Annotated in this window: 16 protein-coding genes; 10 read left to right on the top strand and 6 right to left on the bottom strand. The window is 59.7% G+C overall.

Annotation, left to right across the window (positions count from 1 at the left end):
• The first annotated feature begins 137 nt into the window (after nucleotides 1-137).
• The gene (locus tag K6117_RS06990) at nucleotides 138-1,010 is read left to right on the top strand and encodes a transglutaminase-like cysteine peptidase (protein WP_221793311.1); all 873 of its coding nucleotides are present in this window, start codon (nucleotides 138-140) and stop codon (nucleotides 1,008-1,010) included.
• 44 nt (nucleotides 1,011-1,054) lie between these two features.
• On the opposite strand, the gene K6117_RS06985 is transcribed toward K6117_RS06990, so the two are convergent.
• A complete protein-coding gene (locus tag K6117_RS06985; protein WP_221793309.1) occupies nucleotides 1,055-2,062 on the bottom strand; it encodes an inorganic phosphate transporter in 1,008 nt (335 codons plus the stop codon).
• Between the two features lie 10 nt (nucleotides 2,063-2,072).
• Complete coding sequence (locus tag K6117_RS06980) at nucleotides 2,073-3,176, bottom strand: DUF47 family protein (RefSeq protein ID WP_246604922.1); 1,104 nt, start codon at nucleotides 3,174-3,176, stop codon at nucleotides 2,073-2,075.
• 192 nt (nucleotides 3,177-3,368) lie between these two features.
• Here K6117_RS06980 and K6117_RS06975 point away from each other — a divergent pair, with 192 nt between their 5' ends.
• Together K6117_RS06975 and K6117_RS06970 are read left to right on the top strand one after the other, a co-directional pair.
• On the top strand, nucleotides 3,369-5,732 hold the full coding sequence (locus tag K6117_RS06975) for a heavy metal translocating P-type ATPase (RefSeq protein WP_221793307.1): 2,364 nt from the start codon (nucleotides 3,369-3,371) through the stop codon (nucleotides 5,730-5,732).
• A 104-nt stretch (nucleotides 5,733-5,836) separates the two neighbouring features.
• Nucleotides 5,837-6,157 (top strand): hypothetical protein, encoded by a 321-nt coding sequence (locus tag K6117_RS06970; protein ID WP_221793305.1) that lies wholly within the window; start codon nucleotides 5,837-5,839, stop codon nucleotides 6,155-6,157.
• Here the strand turns inward: K6117_RS06970 and K6117_RS06965 are convergent.
• On the bottom strand, nucleotides 6,154-6,585 hold the full coding sequence (locus K6117_RS06965) for a hypothetical protein (protein ID WP_221793303.1): 432 nt from the start codon (nucleotides 6,583-6,585) through the stop codon (nucleotides 6,154-6,156). The two genes, K6117_RS06970 and K6117_RS06965, sit on opposite strands and share 4 nt — an antisense overlap.
• Before the next feature lie 305 nt (nucleotides 6,586-6,890).
• The gene (locus K6117_RS06960) at nucleotides 6,891-8,093 is read right to left on the bottom strand and encodes an SET domain-containing protein-lysine N-methyltransferase (protein WP_221793301.1); all 1,203 of its coding nucleotides are present in this window, start codon (nucleotides 8,091-8,093) and stop codon (nucleotides 6,891-6,893) included.
• Nucleotides 8,094-8,323: 230 nt separating this feature from the next.
• Between K6117_RS06960 and K6117_RS06955 the strand changes: the two genes are divergently transcribed.
• From K6117_RS06955 to K6117_RS06940, 4 genes are all read left to right on the top strand, one after another.
• A complete protein-coding gene (locus tag K6117_RS06955) occupies nucleotides 8,324-10,585 on the top strand; it encodes a bifunctional diguanylate cyclase/phosphodiesterase (RefSeq protein WP_221793299.1) in 2,262 nt (753 codons plus the stop codon).
• A gap of 292 nt (nucleotides 10,586-10,877) precedes the next feature.
• Nucleotides 10,878-12,725, top strand: coding sequence for an outer membrane protein assembly factor BamB family protein (locus K6117_RS06950; protein WP_221793297.1), 1,848 nt, complete (start codon nucleotides 10,878-10,880; stop codon nucleotides 12,723-12,725).
• A gap of 60 nt (nucleotides 12,726-12,785) precedes the next feature.
• The gene (locus tag K6117_RS06945; protein ID WP_221793295.1) at nucleotides 12,786-13,442 is read left to right on the top strand and encodes a DUF6629 family protein; all 657 of its coding nucleotides are present in this window, start codon (nucleotides 12,786-12,788) and stop codon (nucleotides 13,440-13,442) included.
• A gap of 134 nt (nucleotides 13,443-13,576) precedes the next feature.
• Complete coding sequence (locus K6117_RS06940) at nucleotides 13,577-14,788, top strand: cytochrome P450 (RefSeq protein WP_221793293.1); 1,212 nt, start codon at nucleotides 13,577-13,579, stop codon at nucleotides 14,786-14,788.
• Between the two features lie 28 nt (nucleotides 14,789-14,816).
• On the opposite strand, the gene K6117_RS06935 is transcribed toward K6117_RS06940, so the two are convergent.
• Nucleotides 14,817-15,767 (bottom strand): aldo/keto reductase, encoded by a 951-nt coding sequence (locus K6117_RS06935; RefSeq protein WP_221793290.1) that lies wholly within the window; start codon nucleotides 15,765-15,767, stop codon nucleotides 14,817-14,819.
• Nucleotides 15,768-15,974: 207 nt separating this feature from the next.
• Between K6117_RS06935 and K6117_RS06930 the strand changes: the two genes are divergently transcribed.
• Complete coding sequence (locus K6117_RS06930) at nucleotides 15,975-18,113, top strand: PQQ-dependent dehydrogenase, methanol/ethanol family (RefSeq protein WP_221793288.1); 2,139 nt, start codon at nucleotides 15,975-15,977, stop codon at nucleotides 18,111-18,113.
• A gap of 65 nt (nucleotides 18,114-18,178) precedes the next feature.
• Here the strand turns inward: K6117_RS06930 and katG are convergent, their stop codons facing one another.
• Nucleotides 18,179-20,341 (bottom strand): catalase/peroxidase HPI, encoded by a 2,163-nt coding sequence (gene katG, locus K6117_RS06925; RefSeq protein WP_221793286.1) that lies wholly within the window; start codon nucleotides 20,339-20,341, stop codon nucleotides 18,179-18,181.
• Nucleotides 20,342-20,633: 292 nt separating this feature from the next.
• Here katG and glpD point away from each other — a divergent pair, with 292 nt between their 5' ends.
• Together glpD and K6117_RS06915 are read left to right on the top strand one after the other, a co-directional pair.
• A complete protein-coding gene (gene glpD, locus K6117_RS06920; RefSeq protein WP_221793284.1) occupies nucleotides 20,634-22,088 on the top strand; it encodes a glycerol-3-phosphate dehydrogenase in 1,455 nt (484 codons plus the stop codon).
• A gap of 110 nt (nucleotides 22,089-22,198) precedes the next feature.
• Nucleotides 22,199-22,507 (top strand): hypothetical protein, encoded by a 309-nt coding sequence (locus K6117_RS06915; RefSeq protein ID WP_221793282.1) that lies wholly within the window; start codon nucleotides 22,199-22,201, stop codon nucleotides 22,505-22,507.
• Nucleotides 22,508-22,519: the final 12 nt, after the last annotated feature.

Raw genomic sequence — 22,519 nt, 5'->3', positions numbered from 1 at the left:
CTTATTTGTCGATCGGGCCAGCGATCGTTTCAACCGCTGCGACATCTCGCGGGGGGGCAGAAAGACAAGTTGCTGGCCAAAAGGGGGTGGTCCGGGGTATAAACATTGTTCAACGCCACAGCGAAGAAAGGGTGTCGATGCGTAATACGCTTCTCCGTTCTGCACCAATTTCTGCTGCATTTGGCGTGGCGTGCATGATTGCGTTGCCTGTGTCTGCACAAGAGATTGTCGCTGATGCACCACAGCTTGCCGCCCCAAATGATGCCGCACCGATTGAGGTTGTGCCGACCTGTGCGCCAAGCGATGCGCCGCTACCCGCCATTGCGCCCCCGACAGATACAATTGAAACCTTGCCGCAAAGTGGCCTGACAATCAGCCTGCCGCCAGAAATGGCCTCGCCAGAAACGCCCGTCGCCCCTTGTGCGCCCCCACCGCCGCCGCCGCCGGTGCGTCCGCCTGCGCCCAATGTCTTTGGCTCAGTCGCATTGCCGGTCGGATCGACTGCGCTGGATGCACGGTGGCAGGAGGTGCGGGCGCAAGCGCTTGGCGAGGATGATGCGCCGTGGCGCGCGATCATTGAGCGGGCGGGGCAACAGGATTTGTCCGATCAGATCTGGATGGTGAATGATTGGGTCAACCATAATGTCGCCTTTACCGAGGATCGGTCTCAGGATGTGTGGAGCGCCGCTGGCCAGACCATCCGTTCGGGCCAAGGCGATTGCGAGGATTATGCGATTGCCAAGATGGCGCTGTTGCGGCGGCTGGGCGTATCGGAGGATGATCTGTTTCTCGTCATCGTCCGCGATCTGTTTCGCAAGGCGGATCATGCGGTGCTGGCAGTGCGGCGCGGGGAGGGGATGCTGGTCCTCGATAGCCGGACCGACAAGATCCTGCGTTCGGACAATATCCCGGAATATCGCCCGACCATCGCCTATAGCGGGTCATTTGCTTGGACCTATGGCTATCGCGTCGGACGCGCAGATGCCCCGATGCCGGGGAGCGGGCTATAGAAATTGAGCTTCATCCCCGGTCGCAGGCGCAACCGGGGGGGGCTTCAGAACAATGTGGTCAGGCTGTAAAATAGCGCGCCCACCGCTGCCGAGGCCGGAATTGTGATGAGCCATGCGATCACGATCCGCCCGGCCACGCCCCAACGCACCGCCGAGGTGCGCTTGGCTGCGCCCACGCCGACCACGCAACCGGTGATCGTGTGGGTGGTCGATACCGGGATGCCGAAGGCCGAGGCCGCAAACAACATGACCGAACCGCCCGCCGAGGCGCAAAAGCCCTGATGATGCGATAATTTGGTGATGCGCGTGCCCATGGTCTCGATGATTTTCCAGCCACCGGACAAGGTGCCGAGCGAGATCGCGACATAGCAGGACAGCACCACCCAGCCCGGGACATGGAATTCACCATTCAGCAGGTTTTGCGAATAAAGCAGAACCGTGATGATGCCCATCGTCTTTTGCGCATCGTTCGCGCCATGACCCAATGAATAGGCTGCCGCCGAGAACAGGTGCAATTTTCGAAAAATGCCCTCTGCCGAACGCGCGGTCGCCCGCATGAATAGCCATGATGTCATCATGACCAAAGTCATCGACAGGATCAGGCCGAACAAGGGCGATAGCACGATGGCCGATGCCGTTTTGGTGACCCCCGCCCATACGATGCCATCAAAGCCTGCGCGACAGACGCCTGCGCCGATCAGCCCGCCGACCAACGCATGGCTGGAGGAAGACGGAATGCCCTTCCACCATGTCACAAGGTTCCAGAACATCGCGCCGACCAGCGCGCCGAAAATGACCTGCGGGTTGACGATGTCCTTGTCGATAATGCCCTTGCCGACCGTTTCTGCGACTTTCAGGCCGAACACCCAATATGCGGCGAAGTTGAAGAAGGCGGCAAACAGCACCGCCTGCACTGGGGTCAGCAGCCGGGTCGAAACCACGGTCGCGATGGAATTGGCGGCATCGTGCAGGCCGTTGAGGAAGTCGAAGGCGAGGGCAAGCGCGATGAGGGCGATGAGCAACGGCAGCGCGACGATGGTCGTTTCCAACATGCGGGCGCTCTTATGCGTGGTCGATCACGAGACCGTCGATCTCGTTGGCGACATCCTCAAACCGATCGACCACTTTTTCGAGATGGCTATAGATTTCGCGCGATACGATGAACCGCAGCGTATTGCTTTCGCCATGCGCCTTGAACAGCGCTTTCAGGCCTGCGGCATGGATCTGATCCGCCTGGCCTTCCATCTTTACCAGCCGTTCCGTCAATTCATGGAGCCGACCCGCATTGGCGCTGATGTCGCGCAGCAACGGCAGGGCCTCGGCCAATACGCGCGCGGCTTCGACGATGATCGCCGCCATGTCGCGCATATCCTGATCGAACTCCTTGACCTCATAAAGCTCGATCGCGCCAGCGGTCTGCTGCATCTGATCAATGGCATCGTCCATCGAACTGATCAGGCTGATGATCGCGCTGCGGTCGAACGGGGTCAGGAAGGTACGGCGCACGCTTTGCAGCACTTCCCGGATGATATTATCGGCTTCATGCTCGCGCTCGATGATTTCGCGGATATGGTCGTCCATCCCGGCGCCGCCCTGCAACAGCCGCGCCAGCGCATCGCTGCCAGCGGTCAGCGTTTCCGCATGGGCTTCGAACAATGCGAAGAAATTGCTCTGTTTCGGCAAAAGTGCCTGAAACCAGTGAAACATTCCAAATCCCCTCTTAAGTCTTCGGGCATGTGCCGATATGCCCGACCCCAATATTGCAGACGCCTCACTGGCCCTGAAATTCCGAATCAGGGCGCGCAATTCAGGCTCATCAACAGCTTCGGCGGCTTGCGTCAACGAGAACCATTGCCGGTCGCGCTGATCCTGTTCGTCCCATTCATCCAGTTCAGTCGTGACGGCGAGCGGAAATACGTCGACTTCCAGCATCAGCGATGCGCCATTGCGCCGCCGTTTGCGATAACGATACATGCCGACCGGGGCAGGGCAGATCGCGCCGATGACCCCGGCTTCTTCCTCGGCCTCATGCGCGGCGGAAGCATGGGGGGACAGACCCTTGACGACATTGCCCTTGGGCAGCACCCAGCGCTTGGTTTCGCGCGAGGTGACGAGCAAGATGCTGACCGGCGCGTCGATGGCGCTGCTGGTGGAACGATAGGGCAAGGCGGCGACTTGTCTGATAATCTTGATCCTGCGTGTGATAGTGGCGCGAGGCGATACGCTGCCGCGATGATATGGTCTGGTCCTATCGTCAATCGGCCTGCCGGTCGATATGGAAATATCGTCAATCCGGCGGGGCTTGACCTTTGCGGCAGATCGGGTGCCAATGTGTGGACGCGATCAAGGAGCGACAAAATGGCGGACCATGTGCATATCGCGGCGGCGGGCGGTTGTTGCGCTGCCAAGGCTAAAGAAGGCAGTGGTACGGCGACGGTGCTAGATCCCGTGTGTGGCATGACGGTCGATCCATTGACAACGTCGCATCATGCCGAACATGCGGGCGTGACCTATCATTTTTGCAGTGCCGGTTGCCGCACGAAATTCATCGCCGATCCGCTGCGTTATCTATCGCCTATCGCTCAAGCACCCGTCGATCTGCCTCCCGGCACGATCTGGACCTGCCCGATGGACCCGGAGATCCGGCAGGACCATCCCGGTCCCTGTCCGATTTGCGGCATGGCCTTGGAACCTGAAATGGTCAGTGCGGATCAAGGGCCGAATGAAGAGCTGATCGACATGAGCCGCCGTTTCTGGATCGGGCTTGTCCTTACCCTGCCTGTGTTGGCGCTGGAGATGGGCGGGCATTTGTTTCCCTTTGTGCATCATGCCATCGGGATGCGGCAGTCGATCCTGATCCAATGCCTATTGGCGACCCCGGTGGTGCTATGGGCGGGCTGGCCCTTTTTCGAACGGGGTGCGCGCTCGATCATCACCCGGCGGTTCAATATGTTCACCTTGATCGCCTTGGGGACCGGGGTGGCGTGGATCTACAGCATGGCCGCAACCTTTGCGCCCGCTGCATTCCCCGCCGCCTTTCGCGGGCCGGATGGCAGCGTCGATGTGTATTTCGAGGCGGCGGCGGTGATCGTGGTGCTGGTCTTATTGGGGCAGGTGCTGGAATTGCGGGCGCGGCATCGCACCTCTGGCGCGATCCGGGCGCTGTTAAACCTTGCACCGAAAATAGCGATCAGGATCAATGATAAGGGTGATGAAGCTGAGGTCGCATTAGAACTTGTTGTGGTCGGTGATCGGCTGCGGATACGGCCCGGCGATCAGGTGCCGGTCGATGGCGTGGTGGAAGAGGGGCGCTCTTCGGTCAATGAAGCGATGGTGACGGGCGAGTCCATGCCGCTCACCAAAACGGTCGGTGATGCGCTGATCGGCGGGACGCTTAATCAGAATGGCGCGTTGGTGATGCGGGCCAATAAGGTCGGGCGCGATACCATGCTCGCGCATATCGTGCAGATGGTCGCGGACGCGCAACGGTCGCGCGCGCCGATTCAGCGGCTGGCGGATCAGGTGGCGGGTTGGTTCACCCCGGCGGTGATGATGATTGCGGTGCTGGCCTTTGTCGGATGGGCGATCTGGGGACCGGAGCCGCGTCTGGCCCATGGGCTGATTGCCGCCGTCACGGTGTTGATCATCGCCTGCCCCTGTGCGCTGGGGCTGGCAACGCCGATGTCGATCATGGTCGGCATTGGGCGCGGGGCGGGCTTGGGCGTGCTGATCAAACATGCCGAGGCGCTGGAGCGGATGGAAAAGGTCGATACGTTGGTGGTCGACAAGACCGGGACGCTGACCGAGGGGCGGCCTTCGGTCACGCGCATCTTGTTGGACGAGGGCGGAGACGAAAGGGACATGCTGCGGCTGGCGGCGGGGGTGGAGCGGGCTTCGGAGCATCCGCTCGCCCGCGCGATTGTCGAGGCGGCGCAGGCGCGGGGCATATCCTTGCCCGCCGTGTCCGATTTCGACTCCCCGACCGGCAAGGGCGTGGTCGGCACTGTCGAGGGCCGGGTCGTGATCTTGGGCAGCGCGCATTTTCTGGAAGAACGCGGTATTGCGACCCGTGACTGGCAAGACCGGGCGAATGGGCTGCGTCAGGATGGCGCGACCGCGATCTTGATGGCGGTCGATGGCGAGACGGCTGCGATTTTCGCCATTGCCGATCCGATCCGCGCGACAACGCCCGCCGCATTGGCTGCATTGCGGGCCGATGGCATCCGTTTGGTGATGTTGACCGGCGATCATCGCGCCACGGCGCTGGCGGTGGCGCGGGTGTTGGGGATTGATGAGGTCGAGGCGGAGGTGCTGCCCGATCAGAAAAGCGCGGTGGTCAAGCGATTGCGCAGCGAGGGGCGGATCGTCGCGATGGCAGGCGATGGCGTGAATGATGCGCCTGCGCTCGCCGCCGCCGATGTCGGCATTGCGATGGGGGCGGGAACCGATGTCGCGATGGAAAGCGCGGGCATGACCTTGCTGCATGGCGATCTGAACGGCATTGTCCGCGCCCGTCATTTAAGCCGGGCGACCATGTCCAATATCCGCCAGAACCTGTTTTTCGCTTTCATCTATAATAGTGCGGGCGTGCCGGTGGCGGCGGGATTGCTGTATCCGTTGTTCGGCCTGTTATTGTCACCGATCTGGGCCGCGGCGGCGATGTCATTGTCCTCCGTCAGTGTAGTGATGAACGCGCTGCGGCTCAATCGCGTGCGGCTATGAAGATGGGTGCGCCACAGTCCACCACAAGTCGCAACAATACGTATATCATGGGTCGCCATCGGCAGCGATGATAGCCGTGTTCAGTTGATCAAGGAGCGCTTGTGATGATCCGCCGCATTACCCCGAAATCTCCCGCCAATGCGCCAGAGGACAATGCCGAGCAAACAGACGCGGGACAGGCGCAGGATATTGCCGATCAGGCGATGAACGCGGTGGATGAGGGCTATGAACTGAGCGAACATGGCGGACGTCCGAACCCGGCGCAGGTGATGCCCGATGATGTGCCTGACCTCATCGACAAGATGAACGAGATGGTCAGCAGTGGCCGGATCGATATGGACGCATTTGCCGGAGAGCCGATGCATGACGATGATGACGATGCGCTCGGTGACACCGATGATGATGGCGATGATCTAGCGGGTTAAAGCCGTTTGGACGTATCGCGCTGGCCCTGTTCCCGGCTCCATTCTTCGCCCAATTTACGCTTTTTTGACGGGGATCGGCGCGGTTGAACAGGGTGATCGCCCTGAAGATGAGGGCGGTTGCGGCGTTGGTGCCAACGTTGCGGCCGGCGATAGCTCAGCAGGATACCGCCGCCGAAAATCAACAGACCTGCGCCACCAGAAATGATCGCGAGCTTGAGTACGGCCTGTTCATATTCGATGAAATGCCCGGTGACATAATGGAACATCGACATTTTGGCATCGCATTTTGCATGCTGCGCCTCGACAATGGCCCGTTCATTGGGGGACAGGCTCATATGATCCATGTCGCCATGGATGCGTTGGCAAAGGGCGTGCAACCGTTCGGCATCGGCATAGCCTGCGCGAATGCGGTCGTCTTGAAACATCAAGGGTATGCTAAGGCAAAGTGCCAGCCACGTAATGAACCCCAATAGGGTCAGGGTGTGGGTCTTAGTCATGTGGCGGCATCCAAAGGCAACGCAAGTCGTGGCAGGTCGTGGAAGGCGTCATGTCCCGTTGCGGATATATCGGCCTTGAAAATGATCAAGATGCGTCAATAGCAATCAACTGCTCTACAGAACATAAAATATACCACAGTTATGGATTAAATTAAATATAAGTTTGTAGCAGGTGTACGAGAATGACGGTGCGCGTCCGCCGATATGCGCCCGTTGCAAGGTTCGAATGCCGGGTGTTATTTCTGCTGGCGGAGGCGCGTTGTGGCTTGAGCGGCGGGGCGCAGGTGTCTGCTCGACCGCCGACGCAGGGAGGGGGGAATCCGCAGGGGCAATGGTTCCGGCAGTTCCATCAGAAGCGGAAGCGCATCCGGATGCATCCCGTCCGTCTTGTAGCGATCATGGCGTTTTTGCCATACCAATTGCATCAGGGGGCTGGCCATTGGTGGCGTCGCATGATCGGCAAAGCTGCGATGAATGGCATAGAGGACGTGGCGACAATCGGGGGATTGGCAGCCGCATTGCATCCACCAATCGGGGTCGGCCTCGGTCGTGGAATAGTCGAGTGTGATTTCCTCGCCGGGATGGATGATGCGGAGCGCCCGCAACTGACGATGCGCGCCAAAGGCGGCATTGGGTGCGCAATGATGGTTGATGCGATCCAGCGGGGCAATAGGATCGATCCAGACATCGGGGCCAAGGCCGATATAATTGGGCCCATCCTCCGTCACTGCGCCAAAGATTGCTTTGCCGGATAATTGGCAAAGCATGTCGCCGGGTTCGAAATGCTGGCCTGCGAACATGCCAGCGCCATGGATACGGCTTTGGCCGATATAGATCGTCTTTGCCTCATCGACCCAGTCGCTGCGACGCGGTTTGCCGCGGAACGCAAGTAAAGCGACGCTGCCGTGCAGGAATGCGCTGAGTGCAGGGTAAAGGAGTAATTCCGGATGTTGCCCCCGGTCCGCGAGGATCGTCGTGATCGTGAGCGCGGTATAAGCGAGCGTCCAGATACACCAAGGCGCGGGCTGTTCCCGCTCCGGCGTCAGATAAGTGGAGCGCAAGACCGGAAAAAACGCGGTCAGCGTCGTGACATTGCCTGCGATGACAAAACCGGCGGCATAAGGCCCGATATCGCCATAGCCAAAGGCGATGGCGGCCCAAAGCACGGTCAGCCACACATCCGCCGAAAAGGCGATGGCCTCGATCCCGTCCACTGGCTCGGTCGCGCCACGTCGCAAGCAAAGCGCGGCCACCAGACAACTGAAAATAGTACAGGTCACGGGCAATGCGAGCACATGCCAGCTTGCCCCGCTGCCCGCTTCCAACAGCACCATGAGCGCGGTGCCATAAGCGAACATGAAGGAGCTGGCCGCGTTGGGGCGAATGACGCGTTTCAGGAATAAGCGGGAGTAGACAATCCAGCCTATCGCCTGAAGCATGGCCGCTATGAGGCCGAACGCTATGATCACACGGTCTCCCTGGTGACGATTATTATCAATCGCGTCGCGAAATGCTCAACTACTGCACATGATCTGGTGCAGTTAAACATATTGAATGAATTCCCCTTATAATAAACAGATTTTTAACCTGTTTTCACTACGATTGCCATATGAAAAATTTCTGGCGGCCTTGGCGCAACCCTCAAACAGCCACTGAACGAGCTGCAAGCTTGTCGGCGGCACGCAAGCTCATCACGACGATCATCATTTTGATGTTGATCGTCGGCGCGGCATTGGTCGGGGTTGTACTGTATTCGGCGCGGACAATGGATCGCAATACAGTCATCGCGCAGACCGAATTGATCGACAATTCATTGACCGCGCGGCTGACCCGTTCGTTGAGCGAATTGCGCAGCGTTGCATGGTGGGATGAGGCCGTTGTCAAAAGCGCTGGCCCGCAGATGGATCGCGAATGGCTCGACCTTGAAGTCGGCGTGTTCATGACAGAGTCATTTCATCACGACCGCATCATGATCCTCGATGAAAAAGAACAGCCGGTATACGGCTTTTCGGGCGAGGGGCCCACCGATGCGGCGGTGATGCGCCGGGATCTTGCCGCCATTCAACCGCTTGTCCAACAGGCGCGTGGGGGGGCGAATGCCTCACCCCGGATACTCGATCAGGAATTGATCAGCGCGGCGATGGAAGATAGCGGCTTTTCGAACCGGCGCTATGGTCGCGCGGCGGCGGCATTGCGCCGCATCGGCGATCAGGGTGAATTGGTCGCGATCATGGCGATCACGCCATCGGTTGATATGAAGTTGACGCCTGCACGTCCACGGCTCCTCGTCTCGTTCGTCACGCTCGATCCCACCTATTGGGAGCAGGCATCACGTGAATTGATGCTGTCCGACCTCGGATTTGCCAAGACGAACGACAAAAGGGGCGCGCGGTTCGAGCTTAAGTCCGACGATGGCCAGACTATTGGCAGTCTTGGCTGGACACCGCGCCGTCCGGGGGTGCTCCTGATTAACAAGGTGCTCCCGATTGTGCTGCTGGGCTTGGCCTGCGCGGTTGTGTTCTTTTCCGCACTTGCGCGGCGATTGACGGGGACTACGCGCGCATTGGAGGCACGAGAACAGTCCGCCCAGTTCATCGCGAACCATGATGTGCTCACCGAATTGCCCAATCGTCGGATGTTGGAAGCTGAAATGCTGCGCCATGCCGAAAATCCGCAGCGCATGCCGCGGCAGTTGGTGGTCGCTTGCCTCGACATTGATCGCTTCAAAGACATCAACGATACGCTGGGCCATCCGGCAGGGGATCAGCTCATCTGCGCCGTTTCTGGCCGATTGCGCGGCATGCTCAGCGCGGACGATGTGATCGCGCGGCTGGGCGGCGATGAGTTTGCGATCGTGCGCCCTTGCACCCGCGAAGATGACGCAGATCAATTGTTGCAACTCATCATGGATTGCGTCCGCGCTCCCTTCAAGATCAATGGCGCGATGATCGAGACGAGCGTGTCGGTTGGTCTGGTGCTGGCCGATGTGACCCGTGATTTCGACGATATCATGCGGGAAGTCGACATCGCTCTCTATGAAGCAAAGGGCAACGGGCGCGGTTGCGGGATTCATTTCCAGCCTGAAATGGCCACGAAAATCGAAAAGCGTCGGATGATCGAGGTTGACCTGCGTCAGGCCATCGCCAATCGCGAACTGACGATGATGTATCAGCCCATCGTTGATGCGAGTTCCGGTCAGATCAGTGCGGTCGAGGCGCTTGTCCGCTGGACCAGCGCGCGTCATGGCCCGATTGGCCCGGACATTTTCATCCCGATTGCGGAAGACGCGGGGCTGATGGCCGATTTGGGGCGTTTGGTCATCGAACAGGCGATCAGCGACAGCCGTCGCTGGCCGAATATCACGACGGCCATCAATATCTCCGCCGCCCAGTTGCGCGCGACCTCCATTCTTGAGGATTTGATGGAGCCGACCCGCCGTTTCGGTGTCTCGCCGCGCCAGATCACTGTTGAAATCACGGAATCGGTCCTGATGGGCAAGGATCAGCACACGATGCGGATTCTGAACACGCTCAAGCAGGAAGGCTTCACCCTTGCGCTGGATGATTTCGGCACGGGCTATTCAAGCCTGTCTTACTTGCGCGATTTTCCCTTCGACAAGCTCAAGATCGATCAGAGCTTCGTGCGCGATGTTGCGAGTTCGGAACGTGCCTTGGCCATTCTCCAGACCATCGCCAATTTCGGGATCGTCTTGAGCAAGGACGTGATTGCCGAGGGCGTCGAAACCGATGTCGAAATGCAGATCATGCAGGCGGCCGGTTGCACCCATTTGCAGGGCTATCTTTTCTCCAAGCCGGTGTCGGCGGATCATATCGAAACCATGGCGGCGCTTGGTCGGTTGGGCGCTGCGCGGGACAACAGCAAGGTCGCTAAGCGGGTGATCGCCAAGAGAACGCGCGAGAGTCGCCGCTGAGATGTAACAGCGGCGCGCCGTAGCGACTGGCCACAAGGCTAGTCTCCTTCCAGCAAGACATCGTTATTGTGGCCGGATAATATCGGCAGCGTTATCGCTGGCGGCGGTCGCTTGAGCCTATACGCTGCGCCTGATGGGGCGTCTGGTGGGGGTTTGGGCGGGCGCTATCCGTCGTTGTTGATATGTGCAGATAAGAACACGCGCAAAAAATATAAATTATAGGAGCAGATATCATATGGCGACCCTCGGTATTAGAAGTATAAGTCTATTTCTATTCGGGATTTCGGCCAGTATGGCATTGGCTGCCGTTGCTGCGCCCACTAGTGGCGATGCCTCTGCCGACGCCTATCGCGATGCCAATGGCAATATCAGCGAGGCGACAAGGGCCAAGGGCGAAAATGTCTATAATGGCCTGTGCATCGCCTGCCACCAGACCGGGGTGAACCGCGCGCCACAACGCTTCATTCTTGAACAAACCGCACCGGAATCCATCTATCGCGCGCTCACGAAAGGCGTGATGCAGGAGCAGGCGGCGGCGTTGAGCGATGATGATAAAAAGGCGGTTGCCGAATATCTGACCAGCCGCAAACTTGGCAGCACTGCGGCGGCCAAGCCGGTCATGTGCAGCGGCACCGCCGCGCAATTCGATCGGTCGCAGCCGCCCGCCTTTACCGGCTGGGGATTGGATCGGGCGAATAGCCATATGATCCCGACATCTGTCGCCGGTATCGACCGCGCCAATGCGTCGCGTCTCAAGCTGAAATGGGCGTTTGGTTTCCCCAATGCCCTGCGCGCGCGTTCCCAGCCCGCCATTGCGGGCGGTGCGTTATTTGTCGGCAGCCATGATGGCACGGTGTATGCGCTCGATCTGGAAACCGGCTGTGCGCGCTGGACCTTCTCCGCCGCCTCTGAAGTGCGGACGGCGATCATCGTTGCGCCATGGGCCGCAGGCGATGCAAAGGCCGCGCCCTTGGCCTATTTTGGCGACCTGACCGGCGATGTCTATGCGGTGGATGCATTCACGGGCAAGCAAGTCTGGCGCGTTCCCGCCGATGAGCATTCGAGCGCCACGCTGACTGGTGCGCCGACCCTTTATGGCGATACATTGTTCGTGCCGGTATCCTCGCTGGAGGAAGCGGCGGCGATGAACCCGGCCTATCCGTGCTGCACGTTCCGAGGCTCCATTCTCGGCCTTGATCCGCGTAACGGCAAGGTCAAATGGCAAACCTATCTGGTGGACCCATCGCAGCAGCGCGGCATCACGACCGCCGGGACCGAGCGATTTGGCCCCTCCGGCGCGCCCGTATGGAATAGCCCGGCGGTCGATGTGAAGCGCAACCAGATCTATTTCACCACCGGCGGCAATTATTCGTCACCCGTGACCGCCAATGGCGATGCGATCATCGCGATGGATGTGGCGACCGGGCGGATCAACTGGTCCTATCAGGCGATGGGCGGCGATGCGTGGAATGGCTCTTGCGAAGAGAAGGACAAGGCCAATTGTCCGGAAGAAGAAGGCCCCGATTATGATTTCGGCGCGGGCGCATTGCTGGCAACCGGCAAGGATGGCCGCGATTATGTCGTGACCGGGCAAAAATCGGGCATTGCTTATGGTCTTGATGCGGCAACGGGCAAGCTCGTGTGGCAACATCAGATCGGTCGTGGCGGCGTTGTCGGCGGCATTCACTTCGGTCTGGCGGCACATGACGGCGTGGCCTTTGTGCCGGTGAGCGATGTGCCGGATGGTCGTGAACATGCGTTGCCGGCGCATCCCGGCCTGTTTGCGCTGGATGTCGCGACGGGTGCCTATGTTTGGCAGTCGCCTTCCGCGAATGTGTGCGGTGATCGCAAATTCTGTCACCCCGGTTATTCCGGTGCGATCACCATCACGCCGGAATTGGTGCTGGCGGGCAGCAATGATGGCTATCTGCGAATTTTCGATGCAGCCAATGGCCAGAACATCTGGGAAGACGATACCGGCAAGACCTATCCGACCGTCAATAATGTCGCGGCCCATGGCGGGTCGATGGGCGGCGGCATTGCGCCGATTGCCTATAATGGCCTGTTGATCATGGGTTCGGGCTATGGATTTGCGGGCAAGATGCCCGGCAATGTGTTGCTGGTGTATTCGGTCAAATAACGATAGCTCTAGATCACACCGGATACTTGTACGTATTCGGTGTGATCCCTTCGTTCGGGAGTGAAGATTATCTGCTTTTCCCCAACGGCCAGTTTCAGTGTCGGAATTGCGCTGCTGGCGATTGGGGCGATGACCGTGCGCCGCGCCCGGCATATGAACGAACTGCCCTATGCGGCGATCCCCGTGATTTTCGGGGTACAGCAATTGATCGAGGGCGGGGTGTGGCTAGGCCTGTCCGCGCAATATCCCACAGCCCATATATTGGCGGTGGCCTATTTGCTATTTTCCAACGTGCTATGGCCCGTCTTTGTGCCGCTGGCAGTTTGGATGATCGAACCATCGGCGCAGCATCGCAGGCGCATCGCCTGGACAATAATGGTGGGCCTCGCGGTGGGCCTGTTCTATCTGGTCGCGATTATCTCCCATCCGGTCGGGGCGACGATCAAGGCGTTGCACATCAAATATCATTTGCCGCACCCGCATAAGCACCTCGTTTTCACCTTTTATGCGATGGCCACCTGCCTTGCCCCCTTGCTGTCCAGTCTGTGGACATTGCGCATGCTCGGCATCACGCTCTGCATCTCCATGATCACGGCCTATGTTATTTACACCATGTGGTTTGCGTCGGTCTGGTGCTTTTTTGCGGCGCTGATCAGTGCCATGGTTTTTCTCCATTTTTACGCGCGGCGCGGGTGCTTGCGCGCGCTTTTCGCCTGACCCCCGCCCGATCTTCACCTGCATCCGGGGCGGCTGTCTTTTTCATCAGCTTGCCATGCTGATCCTGATGTCGTCCTATCCGGCATCAGGTGCCGCCAGAGCGCCTTTTATCAGGTTCTGAAAGGCCACCCCGAATGACCGAAGCCGTTGCTCGTCCTGCGCACGTTCCTGCCGATCGCGTTGTCGATTTCGACATCTATAACCCGCCCGGGGTGGAGCAGGATTATGCCACCGCGTGGCAGGCGCTGCAAAAAGACGGCGGGCCGGGGCTGGTCTGGACCCCGCGCAACGGGGGGCATTGGATCGCCGTTGGGGGCGAACATGTCCGCAATCTTTGGGGCGATGCCGCGCGGCTGTCGTCCGAGGTGCTGTCGGTCACGCCGGGGCAGGGCGATGCCTTGCGCTTCATCCCGCTGCAACTCGATCCGCCCGCGCATAATCCGTTTCGCAATGCGGTGATGAAGGGCTTTGCCTCGCGCTTTGTCGTGGCGCTGGAACCTCAGGTCAAGGCCGTCGCGACCGAGTTGATCGATGAGCTGATCGGGCGCGGTTCTTGCGATTTCGCCACCGAATTTGCCGAGGTGATGCCGGTCAACATCTTCCTGTCGCTGATCGATGTCCCCTTGTCGGACCGCCCGATGCTGCGCGAATTCGGCAAGCAATTGACCCGGCCCGATGGCACAATGACGGTCGAACAACTGGCGCAGGCGGTCGATGATTATCTCTGGCCATTTTTGCAGCAGCGGCTCGAAAATCCGGGTGAGGATCTGTTCAGCCGCATTTTGTCGGTCCCGATTGATGGTCGCCCATGGACGGTGGACGAGGCCAAGCGCCTGACCCGTAATTTGTTGTTCGGCGGGCTGGATACGGTGGCGGCGATGCTCGGCATGATCGCGCTGCACCTTGCCCGCCATCCCGAACACCAGCGCCTGTTGCGCGAACAGCCCGATCTGATCCCGGGCGCAGCGGATGAATTCATGCGGCGCTACCCGACCGTATCGGTCAGCCGCAATCTCGTCACCGATGTCGAGCTGGATGGGGTGACGATGAAGGAAGGCGAGATCGTTTTCCTGCCGAGCGTGCTCCACAATCTCGATCCGCACAGCTTCGATGCGCCGGAAGAAGTGCGCTTCGACCGGGGGCTGAACGCGGCCCGCCACACGACAATGGGCGCAGGCCCGCACCGCTGCGTCGGCGCAGGGCTGGCGCGGTCGGAAATCATCATCTTCCTGCGCGAATGGCTCGGGCGGATGCCGGAATTCCGGCTTGATCCTGATAAGCCGGTGACGATGAAGGGCGGCACCGTAGGGGGCTGCAACACGATCCCGCTGCTTTGGGATAGCTGAGCGGGATCTGCGCTGTTGGCCGTCAGCCCTATTGGTCGCTTGCCGCATCCAATAGGGCGATCTGCGTCGGGTTCAGTTGCAGGTGCATCGCGGCGAGCAGGTCTTCGACTTGTTTGACATTGGTGGCGCTCGCGACGGGGGCGAGGATTGACGGGCGGCTGTTGATCCAGGCGAGCGCGACCTGCGCGCAATTGGTGCCGGTGTCCGCCGCCACCTGATCGAGCGCGGACAAGACGCGCATCCCCAAGGGGGTGAGATAGGGACGGACTTCTTCGGCGCGGGCATGGCCTGCCAAATCGGCTTCGCTACGGTATTTGCCGGTTAAAAAGCCGCTGGCCAGCGCCCAGAATGGTGTCACCGCAATGTCGTTGGCGACGCAATAATCCTGCAACTCGCCCTCGAACGCCGGGCGCGACATCAGATTATAGAGCGGCTGCAACAGATCGTAACGGGCAATGCCGGCAGCGTCGGTGATCGCGCGCGCCTCATTCAGGCGGGCGGCGGTGTAATGGGATGCGCCCAACGCGCGGACCTTGCCGGCCTTGACCAGTTCACCAAAGACTTCGACCGTTTCCTGAAGCGGGGTGTCGGCATCGTCGAGATGGGCGAAATAGACATCGACATAATCGGTCTGGAGCCTGCGCAGCGAGCCTTCTATCCCGTTGATGATTGCATGGCGGGACAGGCCGCCGAGTTCACCCGCCGCGCGACCGACCTTGGTGGCGATCATCAGCCTGTCGCGGCTTTTGCGCGCGGCGATCCATTCGCCGATCAGCGTTTCCGATTCCCCGCCTTTGAGGCCCGGAATCCAGGAGGAATACATATCGGCGGTGTCGATCAGTCGGCCACCACCCGCGACATAGGCATCAAGCACGGCAAAGGTTGCATCACGGTCGGCTGTCCAGCCGAAGACATTGCCGCCCAGCATCATCGGCGGTGCTTTTAGCCCCGATTTTCCGAGTGCGCGTTCTGCTGTCATCGCCCGTATTCCTCTCGCATATCATGCCTAATGCCGGGATGTGCGGCCCGGTCGATGCGTGCACCCTAAATGCTGTCCGGGCAGGGGCAAGCTGGCAAGATGGCAGGTGCGGGAATGGGGCTCAATCGCCTGATACAATGTCTAATCGCCATCGCATCCAAACACTCTATAAGTCCGCTTCAGTATAAAATTCGGGGTGGATGAGATATGACGACATCTTCACAAGCAGAACCGCAGGCGGCGGGGCGCGGGCGGTCGAAATGGGGCGTGGTGGCGCTGGTGGCTGCCGGTGTGGCCGGTCTTGTGGTGGCGATCCCCTATCTCAAAGCGGATGACGATGTCGGCGCATCCTCCTCGCCCAATGACTGGACCGGCTTTGGCCGCACCTTTGGCGAGCAGCATTTCAGCCCGTTGACCGAAATTTCCAAGGATAATGTCGGTCAACTGGGGCTGGCATGGTCGCTTGATCTGCCCTTGGGCAATGCGATTTCGGCCCCGTTGGCGGTCGATGGCGTGTTGTATATCGCGACCGGCTATAGCGTGGTGCGCGCGATTGATGCCGTGTCGGGAAAAATATTGTGGACCTATGATCCGGAAGCGCCCGCCGCCGCAGGCAGGAAATTACGTCAGGGCTGGGGCATTCGCGGCCTTGCCTATGAGGCGGGGCGGATTTTCGTCGGCACCCATGATGGCCGCTTGCTGGCATTGGATGCCAAGACCGGCAAGCCGGTATGGACGGCGCAGACCCTGCCCAAGGATGATCTGAGCTTCATCAGCGGCCCGCCGCGCGTGTTCAATGGCAAGGTCATCATTGGCTTTGGCGGTGCGGATGTCGATAATATCCGCGGCTATGTCACGGCCTATGATACGGCCACCGGCAAGCAATTGTGGCGTTTTTACACCGTGCCGGGCGATCCCGCCAAGGGTTTTGAAGATGATGCGCAGAAGATGGCCGCCAAGACTTGGGCAGGCGATTGGTGGCGTTATGGCGGCGGTGGCACGGTCTGGAATGCCATGACCTATGACCCGACGACCGACACGATGATCCTCGGCGTCGGCAATGGCGCGCCGTGGAATCACAAGATTCGCAGTAAGGGGCAGGGCGATAATCTGTTCCTGTCGTCGATTGTCGGGCTGGATGCCAAGACCGGCACATATAAATGGCATTATCAGACCAATCCGGGCGAAAGCTGGGATTATAATGCGTCGATGGATATCGCGCTGGCCGATCTGAAGATCGCCGGGAAAAAGCGCCAGGTCCTGATGACCGCGCCGAAGAACGGCTTTTTCTATGTCATCGACCGCACCAACGGCAAGTTGATCTCGGCAGAGCCATTTGTGAAGGTGACATGGGCCAAGGGCATCGACATTGCCACTGGTCGCCCGATTGAAGTGCCGGAATCGCGCTATCCGAATGGCTCCACCTTTGTGATGTGGCCCGGCCCGGTTGGCGCGCATACATGGCTGCCGATGGCGTTCAGCCCGAAACAGGGTCTGGTCTATATCCCGGCGATCGAAATGGCGACCAGCTATAATGACAAGGGCATCACGCGCGAAAATTGGGTGCGCGCGCCGGGCGCGGCGGTCGATGGCGCGACTATCCCGAATTTCGAGGTCAAGGAAGCGGGGCCGCTGAATGCGACCAGTTCGTTGATCGCGTGGAATCCGGTGACGCAGAAACAGGCATGGAAAGTCCCGACGCCGGGGCCTTGGAATGGCGGCGTGATGGCGACGGGTGGCGATCTCGTGTTCCAAGGCCGGATCGATGGCAAGTTCAATGCGTATGCTGCCGATAGCGGCAAGCTGTTGTGGTCTTATGCCGCGCAGGCCCCGGTCACCGCCCCGCCGATCAGCTTTGCCGTCAAGGGGCGTCAATATGTCACGGTGCTGACGGGCATGGGCACCAGCGGCGCGGCCTTTGGGCCGTTGTTGCCGGTGAGCATCGACTATCGCACACAGGCGCGCCGGGTGCTGACCTTCGCCCTTGATGGCAAGGCCGTGCTGCCGAAATCGGAACCCTTTGTGCCCGTGGCGAGCGAAGATGCGAGCTATGTGCCCAATGCCGCGCTCGCGGCCAAGGGGGCGGTGTCCTATGCGATCCATTGTGCGGTCTGCCATGGCATCAACGCGGTGGCGGCAGGCCATGCGCCTGATTTGCGCGCATCGATGATCCCGACCGATCAGGCATCGTTTGAGTCCGTCGTGCATGAAGGCGTGCTTGTCCCGAACGGCATGCCCCGGTTCGAGGAATTCGATCAGGTGAAGCTGGATGGGATACGCCAGTATCTGCGCGGCGAGGCCGATAGACTGCGCCAATCAAAGGGCAAGGCGGCGGCCAAGCCCTGAACTAAATTGCCCCGGCCATATGCGCTGTCATCGGCGCATATGGTCGGGAATTGCCGATGCTAGTTTCAGTCGAACCGGTCGGCGTTCATCACTTTAGTCCATGCCTTGACGAAATCATGGACGAAGGTGTCGCGATGATCGTCTTGGGCATAGACTTCGGCATAAGCGCGCAGGATCGAGTTTGATCCAAAGACCAGATCAAGCCGCGTCGCCGTCCATTTGACCTCGCCCGTCGCCCGGTCACGGATTTCATAGAGATCGCCGCCGATGGGATGCCAAATATTCCCCATGTCGGTCAGGTTGACGAAGAAATCATTGGTCAACAGACCCTCGCGCTGGGTGAACACGCCATGTTTTGCGCCACCATAATTGGCCCCCAACACGCGCAGGCCGCCGACCAATAGGGTCATTTCCGGTGCGGTCAGGCCCATGAGCTGGGTGCGGTCCAGCATCAGCTCTTCCGGGCGCACCGCATAATCCTGTTTGAGCCAGTTGCGATAGCCATCGTGGAGCGGTTCCAGCACCGCGAAGGAATCGGCGTCGGTCTGGGCATCAGACGCATCGCCGCGTCCCGGTTTGAAGGGGATTTTGACCATAACGCCCGCTGCCTTGGCCGCCTGTTCGATCCCGACATTGCCCGCAAGTACGATGACATCGGCGATGCTGGCACCGCTCTCCATGGCAATGGGTTCGAGTACGGCCAGCACCTTCGCCAGACGCGCAGGTTCATTGCCTGCCCAATCTTTCTGCGGGGCAAGGCGGATGCGTGCACCATTCGCGCCGCCGCGCATATCGGACCCGCGATAGGTGCGTGCGCTGTCCCATGCGGTCGCGACCATCTCGGCAGTGCTGAGGCTGCTGGCGGCGATACGGGCTTTCACCGCATCCATATCATAATCGGTCGGGCCAGCGGGGATCGGGTCTTGCCAGATCAGATCTTCCTGCGGGACATCCGGGCCGATGTAACGCGCCTTTGGCCCCATGTCGCGGTGCGTCAGCTTGAACCATGCGCGGGCGAAGACCTCCCGGAAATAGGCCGGGTCTTGGTGGAAGCGTTCGGAAATTTTGCGATAGGCGGGGTCTTTGATCATCGCCATATCGGCATCGGTCATCATCGGATTGCGGCGGATTGACGGGTCTTCGACATCGACCGGCCTGTCTTCTTCCTTGATGTTGACCGGTTCCCATTGATGCGCGCCCGCAGGGCTGAATTTCTGTTCCCATTCATGGTTGAACAGCATGTCGAAATAGCCATTGTCGAACCGGGTCGGATAGGTGGTCCATGCCCCTTCAAGCCCGCTGGTGACGGCATCGCGTCCCTTGCCGGTGCCGGTCGGATTGTGCCAGCCCATGCCCTGTTCCGCGACATCCGCGCCTTCCGGGGCGGGGCCGATCATGCTCGCATCACCATTGCCATGGCATTTGCCGATGGTATGGCCGCCCGCCGTCAGGGCGACGGTCTCTTCGTCGTTCATCGCCATGCGTTTGAAGGTCTCGCGGACATCCTGCGCCGTCCGCAAGGGATCGGGCTTGCCATCGACCCCTTCCGGATTGACGTAGATCAGGCCCATTTGCACTGCGGCCAGCGGGTTTTCCAATGCGGCGCTGTCTTTGCCGTCATAACGGTCCTTGCCTAGCCATTCCTGTTCCGATCCCCAATAGATATCGATTTCGGGATGCCAGATGTCCTCGCGGCCAAAGGCAAAGCCGAAGGGCTTGAGACCCATGGTTTCATAGGCCATGTTGCCGGCAAGGATCATGAGATCGGCCCAGCTGATCTTGTTGCCATATTTCCGCTTGATCGGCCACAACAGCCGCCGCGCCTTATCGAGGCTGACATTATCCGGCCATGAATTCAACGGGGCGAAGCGCTGGTTGCCGGTGCCGCCGCCGCCGCGGCCATCGGCGGTGCGATACGACCCCGCCGCATGCCATGCCATGCGGACCATCAGCCCGCCATAATGGCCCCAATCGGCGGGCCACCAAGGTTGGCTGTCGGTCATCAGCGCGCGCAAATCCTGTTTGAGCGCTTCCATATCGAGCGACTTCAATGCCTCGCGATAGTTGAAGTCCTTGCCCAATGGATTGGTCTTGTTGTCATGCTGGTGGAGGATGTCGAGGTTCAGCGCATTCGGCCACCAGTCCATGACAGATTTGCCGGTGGAGGTGTTCGCGCCGTGCATCACCGGGCATTTGCCCTGTGGCGAATTGGTGTCGCTCATTGCCATTCTCCTTATCCAAACCAGATTTATGCCATTTCATGGTAGCGGTAGTCGCGGATGATAGCGTCGATGATTTTGACGATAAAATTAATTAAATGAGCAAGGCTGATCGTAATATTCGATTGCCGTTGTGGTGGCGGCGGGCCTGATCCTGACGCCGAATTTCAGCCGATCATATTAAGCGGCAATTGCAATGAGCATGGCTGTCGGCGGATGAAATGACAATGGGTTGATCACTATCCTTGCAAATAAGACAAAATCATGGTGCTGTTTGTATCAAAGCAGGAGGATCGGCCACATGGATCATGTCATTTATGACATTTTGATCATCGGCGGCGGGATCAATGGCACGGCGATTGCACGGGCGGCGGCGGTGGCGGGCCTGAAAGTGTTGCTGGTCGAACAAGACGACCTTGCCCATGCGACGTCCTCCGCCTCTACCAAGCTGATGCACGGTGGCCTGCGCTATCTGGAGCGATATGAATTCCGGCTGGTGCATGAATCCCTGACCGAACGCGGGATCATGCTGCGTACCGCGCCGCATCTCGTGCAGCCGCTTGAATTTCATATTCCCCATAATGCCCAGATGCGGCCTTGGCTGATGATGCGGAGCGGCCTGTGGCTTTATGATCTGCTGGCGTGGCGCGGCCATCTGCCGCGTTCGCGCAGCATCGCGCTTGATGATCCGGTGGTGGTGAATGCCGGTCGCCGGGGGTTCAGCTATTGGGATGCGCGAGTCGATGATGCCCGGTTGGTCGTGCTGAACGCGCTGGATGCCGCGAACGCCGGGGCATTGATCCAGACCCGTACCCGCTTTGTCAGCGCAACGCGGGGGAAAGATGTGTGGACGGTGACGCTGCAGGCACCTGGGGGCGATCAAGTCGTTACCGCGCGGCGGATCGTCAATGCCGCTGGCCCTTGGGTGGAGCTGGTGTTGCGGTCCGGCTTTGGGCAGCGCGGGCCAAGCCGGTTGCGGCTGGTGCGCGGTAGTCACATCATCACGACGCGTTGTTTTGCGGGCGATCATGCATGGCTATTCCAGCAACCAGATGGCCGCATCGTGTTCGCCATTCCGTATTTAAATGCTTTCACCCTGATCGGCACGACCGATGAACCAGTCGATGGCCCGCATGAGGCCCAGATCAGCCCGGCGGAGGAGGAATATCTGTTGGCCGCGATCAATCGCTATCGCCGCACGCCGATTGCCCCCGCGCAAATTGTCACCAGCTATGCCGGCATTCGCGCCTTGTTCGACGATGGTGCGGGGTCGGCCAGCGCGGTCAGCCGTGATTATCATCTCGACCTCGATACTGCGGGGCCGCCTTTATTGAGCGTATTCGGCGGCAAGATCACCACCGCCCGCCATCTGGCCGAGGTCGCCTTGGCAAGGCTGGGCATCAAGGATCGACAGACGCGTCATCGCCCGTTGCCGGGGGGGGATATGCAGGATTTCGCGGCCTTTTTCGAACAGGCCCGCCAGCATTGGCCGTTCATGGATGGGGATCAACTGCACCGCATGGCGCGGGCCTATGGCACATGCCTTGCCGAGGTGATCGGCGATGCGCGGCGCGTTGATGATCTCGGTCGGGATTTTGGCGCAGGGCTGTATGCGCGCGAAGTCGATTATTTGATCGACAAGGAATGGGTGACCACCGCCGAAGATATTCTCTGGCGACGCACTAAGCTCGGCCTGCATTTGCAGGCGATACAGGTGGAGGTGTTAGATGCTTATATCGACGAACGTCGCAAATAATCGGGAGGGGGCGATCTTAAATTCGGAGCAATGCAGATAATGTGTCGGAAAGGCTGTTCATCTGCGGGTAATTATGATCATCTATGATTAACGATAAGGGGAGGGAGACAATGAATAGCAAAAATATTCAGCCCAGCAGCGTCGAACCATTTCCAGTCCAGACACGCTCATCCATCGTTACCGATGAACTCGCCAAATTAACCAGCGCTTTGCGGGAGGTTTGCCCGTTCGATGCGGTGATCACCTTCCATTTTGATGGCAAGCTCCACCTTCATATCGATGTGCGGAGCTTGGAAAGCGTGATGGGGATCGAGGCCGTGTTGCCGACATTGGGGGCCGGTTCATTCCATGATATTCAGCGTGGGCCGACCCCGCATCAGCCCTTTTTCCACCGCGTCAGCGCGATTGTCGACAGGTGAAGCGTGGCGGGC

This window comes from Alteraquisediminimonas sediminicola, assembly GCF_019740335.1.
In the GTDB taxonomy this organism is placed as follows: Bacteria; Pseudomonadota; Alphaproteobacteria; order Sphingomonadales; family Sphingomonadaceae; genus Alteraquisediminimonas; species Alteraquisediminimonas sediminicola.
The sequence above is the reverse complement of the archived record's forward strand: the minus strand, read 5'-3'. Positions and strand labels throughout refer to the sequence as shown.

Bases quoted from the DNA above. Each gene is read 5' to 3' on its own strand.
- K6117_RS06940 (WP_221793293.1), top strand. From the start codon at position 13,577: ATGACCGAAGCCGTTGCTCGTCCTGCGCACGTTCCTGCCGATCGCGTT.
- K6117_RS06970 (WP_221793305.1), top strand. From the start codon at position 5,837: ATGATCCGCCGCATTACCCCGAAATCTCCCGCCAATGCGCCAGAGGAC.
- glpD (WP_221793284.1), top strand. From the start codon at position 20,634: ATGGATCATGTCATTTATGACATTTTGATCATCGGCGGCGGGATCAAT.
- K6117_RS06930 (WP_221793288.1), top strand. From the start codon at position 15,975: ATGACGACATCTTCACAAGCAGAACCGCAGGCGGCGGGGCGCGGGCGG.
- katG (WP_221793286.1), bottom strand. From the start codon at position 20,341: ATGGCAATGAGCGACACCAATTCGCCACAGGGCAAATGCCCGGTGATG.
- K6117_RS06935 (WP_221793290.1), bottom strand. From the start codon at position 15,767: ATGACAGCAGAACGCGCACTCGGAAAATCGGGGCTAAAAGCACCGCCG.
- K6117_RS06915 (WP_221793282.1), top strand. From the start codon at position 22,199: ATGAATAGCAAAAATATTCAGCCCAGCAGCGTCGAACCATTTCCAGTC.
- K6117_RS06950 (WP_221793297.1), top strand. From the start codon at position 10,878: ATGGCATTGGCTGCCGTTGCTGCGCCCACTAGTGGCGATGCCTCTGCC.
- K6117_RS06975 (WP_221793307.1), top strand. From the start codon at position 3,369: ATGGCGGACCATGTGCATATCGCGGCGGCGGGCGGTTGTTGCGCTGCC.
- K6117_RS06990 (WP_221793311.1), top strand. From the start codon at position 138: ATGCGTAATACGCTTCTCCGTTCTGCACCAATTTCTGCTGCATTTGGC.
- K6117_RS06960 (WP_221793301.1), bottom strand. From the start codon at position 8,093: ATGCTTCAGGCGATAGGCTGGATTGTCTACTCCCGCTTATTCCTGAAA.
- K6117_RS06985 (WP_221793309.1), bottom strand. From the start codon at position 2,062: ATGTTGGAAACGACCATCGTCGCGCTGCCGTTGCTCATCGCCCTCATC.